The sequence below is a fragment of the Inquilinus limosus MP06 genome (genome assembly GCF_000767795.1).
In the GTDB taxonomy this organism is placed as follows: Bacteria; Pseudomonadota; Alphaproteobacteria; order DSM-16000; family Inquilinaceae; genus Inquilinus; species Inquilinus limosus_E.
The window spans coordinates 1-5,702 of record NZ_JANX01000423.1 but is presented as its reverse complement, the minus strand read 5'-3'; the positions used below and the strand labels follow the sequence as shown (position 1 = coordinate 5,702).

At 69.4% G+C, this 5,702-nt stretch carries 7 protein-coding genes; 2 read left to right on the top strand and 5 right to left on the bottom strand.

Going from position 1 to position 5,702, the window contains the following annotated elements:
- Nucleotides 1-165: 165 nt before the first annotated feature.
- On the top strand, nucleotides 166-1,017 hold the full coding sequence (cysT, locus tag P409_RS24775) for a sulfate ABC transporter permease subunit CysT (RefSeq protein ID WP_238578768.1): 852 nt from the start codon (nucleotides 166-168) through the stop codon (nucleotides 1,015-1,017).
- Entirely contained in the window at nucleotides 1,001-1,903 is a 903-nt protein-coding gene (gene cysW, locus P409_RS24770; RefSeq protein WP_052121358.1) for a sulfate ABC transporter permease subunit CysW, read from the top strand. Before cysT ends, cysW begins: the two co-directional genes overlap by 17 nt.
- Before the next feature lie 19 nt (nucleotides 1,904-1,922).
- Here the strand turns inward: cysW and P409_RS24765 are convergent, their stop codons facing one another.
- From P409_RS24765 to P409_RS24745, 5 genes are all read right to left on the bottom strand, one after another.
- The gene (locus tag P409_RS24765) at nucleotides 1,923-2,222 is read right to left on the bottom strand and encodes a putative quinol monooxygenase (RefSeq protein ID WP_034844840.1); all 300 of its coding nucleotides are present in this window, start codon (nucleotides 2,220-2,222) and stop codon (nucleotides 1,923-1,925) included.
- Between the two features lie 202 nt (nucleotides 2,223-2,424).
- Nucleotides 2,425-2,925 (bottom strand): RidA family protein, encoded by a 501-nt coding sequence (locus P409_RS24760; RefSeq protein ID WP_238578767.1) that lies wholly within the window; start codon nucleotides 2,923-2,925, stop codon nucleotides 2,425-2,427.
- Between the two features lie 25 nt (nucleotides 2,926-2,950).
- Nucleotides 2,951-3,340 carry a c-type cytochrome gene (locus tag P409_RS24755; protein ID WP_202964796.1) on the bottom strand — a complete coding sequence of 130 codons (390 nt, stop codon included), beginning with the start codon at nucleotides 3,338-3,340 and terminating at the stop codon, nucleotides 2,951-2,953.
- Between the two features lie 26 nt (nucleotides 3,341-3,366).
- Nucleotides 3,367-4,965, bottom strand: coding sequence for a flavin monoamine oxidase family protein (locus P409_RS24750; protein ID WP_034844838.1), 1,599 nt, complete (start codon nucleotides 4,963-4,965; stop codon nucleotides 3,367-3,369).
- Between the two features lie 211 nt (nucleotides 4,966-5,176).
- Nucleotides 5,177-5,686 carry an OsmC family protein gene (locus P409_RS24745; RefSeq protein WP_034844836.1) on the bottom strand — a complete coding sequence of 170 codons (510 nt, stop codon included), beginning with the start codon at nucleotides 5,684-5,686 and terminating at the stop codon, nucleotides 5,177-5,179.
- Nucleotides 5,687-5,702: the final 16 nt, after the last annotated feature.

Here is a 5,702-nt window from a genome sequence, read left to right as displayed (position 1 = left end):
GGGTTCTCTCGGCTTTCTCCGGCCCTGGATGACGACAACCGGGTTGGCTGACCGGTCCCACCTCTTCGCGCGCGGACGCGCGCAGACCCCTCCCCCTGCCCCCCTCCCGCAAGGGGAGGGGGGACTCTCCTTGGCTGCCCGTCCTGCTCCAGGAAGGCAGGCGCCGTGACCGCCACGATCGCCGCCCCCCGCCCCGCCCGGCGCCGGGTGCTGCCCGGATTCCGGCTGACCTTGGGCTGCACGCTGGTCTATCTCGTGCTGATCGTGCTGCTGCCGCTGGGCGCCCTGGCGCTGAAGGCGGCCAGCCTGACGCCGGCCCAGTTCCTGGCCATCATCACCTCGCCGCGCGCCCTGGCCAGCTACGAGGTGACGCTCGGCATGGCGCTGGCGGCGACGCTGTTCAACGGCGTGATCGGGCTGCTGCTGGCCTGGGTGCTGGTGCGCTACCGCTTCCCCGGCCGGCGTCTCCTGGACGCCATCGTCGACCTGCCCTTCGCCCTGCCGACCGCGGTGGCCGGCATCGCCCTGACCGCGCTGTTCGCCAAGAACGGCTGGTTCGGCGCGCCGCTGGCGGCGATCGGCATCCCGGTCGCCTACACCCCGCTGGGCATCGCCGTGGCCATGGCCTTCACCAGCCTGCCCTTCGTGGTGCGCAGCGTGCAGCCGGTGCTGGAAGACCTGGACGAGGGCGTCGAGGAAGCCGCCCGGACGCTGGGCGCCGGCGACTGGTCGACCCTGCGCCATGTGGTGTGGCCGGCGATCCTGCCCGCCTTCCTGGCCGGCTGCAGCCTGGCCTTCGCCCGCTCGCTCGGCGAGTTCGGCGCCGTCATCTTCATCGCCGGCAACCGGCCGATGCAGACCGAGATCGCGGCGCTGCTCGTCTTCATCCGGCTCGAGGAATACGACTACGCCGCCGCCGCGGCGCTGGCGATGACCATCCTGGCCGCCGCCTTCCTGCTGCTGCTGGCCACCAACCTCCTCCAGGCCCGGTTCCTGCGCCATGTCGATCGCCGTTGACCGCGACCCGGCCGTGGTGCCGGTGACCGAGACCGCCAAGGCCCGGCCCCGGCGGTCGCCCCGCATCGGCGAGGGGCGCTGGACCCGGCGCATCCTGATCGGCCTGGCCCTGCTGGCCGCCGGCCTGGTGCTGGTGGCACCGATCGTGGTGATCTTCGCCCAGGCCTTCTCCGCCGGTCTGGCGGTCTTCGCCCGCAACATCGGCCAAGGCGAGACGCTGCACGCCATCGGCCTGACCGTGACCACGGCGCTGATCGTGGTGCCGGTCAACACCGTGTTCGGTGTCATGGCGGCCTGGGCCATCGCCAAGTTCCAGTTCCGCGGCCGGCGCCTGCTGACCACGCTGGTCGAGATCCCGTTCTCGGTGTCGCCGATCGTGGCGGGCGTCGTGTACCTGTTCCTCTACGGCGCCAACGGCCTGTTCGGCCCCTGGCTGCAGGACCACGGCATCCGCCTGATGTTCACGCCCGTGGCGATCGTGCTGGTCAGCCTGTTCGTCACCTCGCCCTATGTGGCGCGCGAGCTGATCCCGCTGATGCAGGCGCAGGGGCGCGACGAGGAGGAGGCGGCGGCGACCCTGGGCGCCAATGGCTGGCAGACCTTCTTCCGCGTCACCCTGCCGAACATCAAATGGGCGCTGCTGTACGGCGTGGTGCTGTGCAACGCCCGGGTGATGGGCGAGTTCGGCGCCGTCTCGGTCGTCTCCGGCCACATCCGGGGCCAGACCAACACGCTGCCGCTGCAGATCGAGCTGCTCTACAACGACTACAACGCCGTCGGCGCCTTCGCCGCTGCATCGACCCTGGCTTTGCTGGCGCTGGTGACGCTGGCGGCCAAGGCGCTCGTGGAGCGCCACAGTCGCCGCACCGGCCGGCCGGGACATTGAAGCCCGGCCGGAGCCGGGTTCAGGCCGGCGTCAGGACGTGAACCGCCCGGTCGGCGATCAGGTCCTTGGTGCGCTCGCCATAGGCCTTCATGTGCGGGGCGACGGAGTGCGCCTTCAGCGCCTCCGGGCTCTCCCACTTTTCGATCACGACGAAGGTGTCGTCGCCGAAGCGGGCGGGGCTGCCCTCGGCGTCCACCGCGGGCCCGTATTCGATGCAGCCCTGCTCGGCATGGACCTCGGGTACAAGCTTGCGGAATTCCTCCAGCAGGGCGGCGCGCTTCCCCGGCTTGGCGGTCAGCAGGGCGATAACATGGATCACGTCGAGACTCCGTCGTTTTGTCCGATCTTATCGCCCTGCATCTCGGAATCGCTACACCCGATCTCTCTCAAGCGATTGCGGAGAAGTGGATCGTCATTGCGAGCACAGCGAAGCAATCCAGGGGCCAGTTCGCACCGGCCCCTGGATTGCTTCGTCGGCTTCGCCTCCTCGCAATGACGGTCAAATTTGGAGCCGGACCACCCTACGGCCGGACCGCCGTCACCTCGATCTCGACCAGGTAGCCGGGATTGACCAGCGCCGCGACCTGCATGGCCGAGCGCGCCGGCAGGTTCGGCTGTGCCGCCGTGCCGTAGAACTGGCGGTAGCCCTCCATGAAGCCGGTGAAGTCCATCCTGCCGTCCTTGGCGGGGTCGCCGACCAGGAAGACCTGCATCTTCACCACGTCGCCCAGGCCGAGGCCGAGATCCTTCAGCGTCTTCTCGATCGATGTCAGCACCGCGACCGTCTGGGCCTTGGTGTCGCCATAGGCGGCGACCGTGTTCTTGGCCGCGTTGGGATCGGCCACCGGCGGCACCGCGCCGCTGACATAGACCGTGGTCTTGCCGGCCGGGATCTCCACCGCCCGGGCGATCGGGAAGTCGGAGTTCGGGATCTTGTGGCGGATCACGTCCTGGGCCACGGCCCCGCCGGCCGCCAGCATCGCCGCGAGGCCGATCGCGGCCGTCATCATCGTCTTGGTCAAGGCTCTCTCCCCTCAGGCGTTCAGGTCAGTTGCGGGCGTCGGCGACGTCTTTCGCCGTCACCGGATCGGTATAGGAATTGCCGAAGCTGGTGCGCAGGTAGTTCACCACCGCGGCCACCTGGTCGTCGGTCATCATCTTCCCGACCGGCGGCATGCCCTTCAGGCCGTGGACAACGACATAGACGGGATAGGCCCCGGTCTCGAGATTGGCGTTCTTCGCCAGGGCCGGGTAGTGGCCGGCCCCGGCCGCCCCCTGCCCTGCCTGCATGTGGCAGGCCTGGCAGACATTGGCGAACAGCGCCGCGCCGTCGGCCTCGGCGAAGGTCGAGGCCGGGCTGAGCATCGGGGCGTCCTGGGCGCCGGCCGCAGCCGGCAGCAGGGCGAACAGGATCGCGGCCGCGGGACGAAGGATCATGGCGGGGCTCCTCATCGGCAGGCGGCTCATGCTGCGATCACCCGGTGGTGCAGCCGCTCGATCGCGTTCAGCGCCGAGAGGATCGCCCCCTCCTGCCAGGCCGGGATGTAGGAGGCGTGCTCGCCGGCCAGCACGATGCGGCCGTCGATCTGGCACAGATTGTCGTAGTGCTGCGCCCGCGCCTCGTCAGTCCAGTCGCCGGCGCAGCCCAGAGTGAAGGGCACCCGGTGCCAGGCGACCGAGATCCCGGTCTCGAACTCCGCCGCGTATTGCGGGTGGATCTGCTGGCCGTACTGGACGGCGCGGCGCACCCGCTCGGCCGGGTCCATGGCGGTGAATTCGTAGGAGTTCGGACCGTTCCAGCTGTAGGCGCCGAGCAGCACGCCCTTGCCGCCGAGATTGTAGCCGGTGCTGGGGTAGGAGATCTGGCGGATCGGCAGGTCGGTGTAGCTGATGCCGCCATAGATCGCCTCGTCCTCCTCCCAGAAGCGGCGCTTGAACTGCAGCCCGACCTTGACCGAGGAGGCATAGGGCACCGCCTCGATCGCCGCCTGCATCTTCGGCCCGACATCGATCGGGATCTGGCTGAGGACGGTCAGCGGGATGGTGCAGACGCACCAGTCGGCCTTGGCCTGCAGCGAGGCGCCGGGGCTCTTGGTGTCCTCATAGGTCACGGTCACACCGGTCTCGCCCTGCTGGATCCGGGTGACCTTGGAGTTGTAGCGGATCAGCCCGCCGAGCTGCGCGGCGAAGGCCTTGCCGATCATGTCCATGCCGCCGACCGGCTGGAACATCGTGGTCTGGAACTCGTAGAGGGCGAAGCTCTGCAGGCTGCGCCACAGGCGTGAGGACAGGATGTCGGACAGGCCGATCGGCTCGCCCGGAACCGGCTCGGCCCCCAGCCCGCCGCCGGCGTCCTTGCTGAAGCCGCGGAACTCCGAAGCGGTCTCGCCTGCCTTGTAGCCGTAATCCTTGTCCAGCGCGCCCCAGGATTTCAGCGCCTGCAGCAGGATCTCGCGATCCTCTTTCGACACCGCCTCGTCCAGCTTGCCCTGCTGCGTCGCCTTGGCCAGCAGCTCGGAGACATGGCCCTGGAAGTCGGTCTTGATCTCGCGGATGCGCTGCGGCTTGCCGCCGAAGCCCTTGGTGTTGTGCAGCAGCGCGTTGTGGTTGAGCTGCTGGAACGGCTCCAGCGCCACGCCCAGGCGCCGGCAATAGGCCAGCACGCCGTGATGGTGGTACGGGATGCGCCACGGGCCGGGGTTGATGTACAGCCCCTGGTCGAAATCGCAGGTCTGGCTGGCGCCGCCCAGCTCGGTGAAGCGGTCGCCGCCGCGCAGCGTCCAGTTGCGCCCGCCCGGACGGTCGTTGAATTCCAGCAGTTGGACCGAATAGCCGGCCTGGCGCAGCTCCAGCGCCGCGGTCATGCCGGCGAGGCCGGCGCCGAGCACCAGCACCGAGGCGCCCTTCGGGTCGCCGCTCAGGTCGGCCGGCCCCTTGTAGCCGGCCTCCGCCGCCAGGCCGAGGCTGGTCATGGCCTGGTACATCGCGGCGCTGCCCGCCGCCATCCCGATCAGCGACAGCAGGCCGCGCCGGCTGACGCCGTCTCCCTGTTCCTCTTCCATCGATCTTGCCCCTTCGACAGTCGCGGCGGAGCGATCCGGCCGCGAGAGTCGATGGCAGCAAGAAGGATGCCAGAGCAGGACAGCCCTGCCGCCGGCGCCCAGGCCTCGCCTGTGCCGAAGCGGAAGGCAGCGGTTCAGGCAAATGACGGCGGGATGATCATTTTCTCAACGCAAGGATTCGATGCATATTTTCGGTAAATCAACCAAGGATTCAAGCAGTCACCAGATCGACCGCAAACTCGGCCGGCGTGCGCAGCGTCTGGTACACGACGCAGTAGCGCTCGGTCAGCTTCAGGAGCGTGGCGCGCTGCTCCTCGGTCAGGTCGCCCTCGACCTCGAAGCGCAGCCGGATGGCGCGGAAGCCGACCGGCGCGTCCTTGGCCACGCCCAACGTGCCGCGGAAGTCGAGGTCGCCCTCGGCCGAGACGGTGCCGCCGGTGACCGGCAGGTTCAGCGCGGTCGCCACCGCCTTCAGCGTCACCCCGGCGCAGGCCACCAGCGCCTCCAGCAGCATGTCCCCGGAGCACAGCGACAGCCCGTCGCCGCCGGTCGCCGGGTGCAGCCCGGCCTCGGCCAAAGCGCGGCCGGTCTCGACCTTGCAGGTCACGCCCTCATCGCCCAGCCGCCCCTTGGCGCTCAGGGTGACCAGGGCCGCATCCGGCGCCTCGCGATACTTGTCCTTCAGCGGCGCCTGCAGGGCGCGCAGCGAATCCGCATCCATCGTCGTCTCTCAGATC

Excerpts from the sequence above, each read along its gene's own strand:
- P409_RS24745 (WP_034844836.1), bottom strand. The coding sequence starts at position 5,686 with ATGGATGCGGATTCGCTGCGCGCCCTGCAGGCGCCGCTGAAGGACAAG.
- P409_RS24755 (WP_202964796.1), bottom strand. The coding sequence starts at position 3,340 with ATGATCCTTCGTCCCGCGGCCGCGATCCTGTTCGCCCTGCTGCCGGCT.
- cysW (WP_052121358.1), top strand. The coding sequence starts at position 1,001 with ATGTCGATCGCCGTTGACCGCGACCCGGCCGTGGTGCCGGTGACCGAG.
- P409_RS24750 (WP_034844838.1), bottom strand. The coding sequence starts at position 4,965 with ATGGAAGAGGAACAGGGAGACGGCGTCAGCCGGCGCGGCCTGCTGTCG.